This is a genomic window from Psychrobacter sp. CAL346-MNA-CIBAN-0220, from assembly GCF_040309805.1.
GTDB lineage: Bacteria > Pseudomonadota > Gammaproteobacteria > Pseudomonadales > Moraxellaceae > Psychrobacter.
The window spans coordinates 1-257 of the sequence record NZ_JBEOPF010000466.1 but is presented as its reverse complement, the minus strand read 5'-3'; the positions used below and the strand labels follow the sequence as shown (position 1 = coordinate 257).

General features: G+C 43.6%; 1 pseudogene. It reads left to right on the top strand.

The features are described 5' to 3' along the window. Positions 1-255: pseudogene (locus AAEY88_RS14390) on the top strand (glycerophosphodiester phosphodiesterase); the annotation flags it as partial. Positions 256-257: the final 2 nt, after the last annotated feature.

Below are 257 nucleotides of genomic sequence, written 5' to 3'. Positions count from 1 at the left end.
CCCTCACAGTATGCCATTGACGCTAAAGCCGCGGGGCTTAATATCATTGCATGGAGTCTTGAGCGCTCAGGCCCTCTAAAACAAGGTGGCGGTTATTATTATCAGTCAATTAGTGATGTTATAGATAACGATGGCGATATGTTCACTGTGGTTGATGTGTTAGCGCAAGACGTAGGTGTAATGGGTATCTTTTCCGATTGGCCAGCAACCGTAAGTTACTATGCTAGTTGTAATAACATGCCTGCAAGTATTTAAAC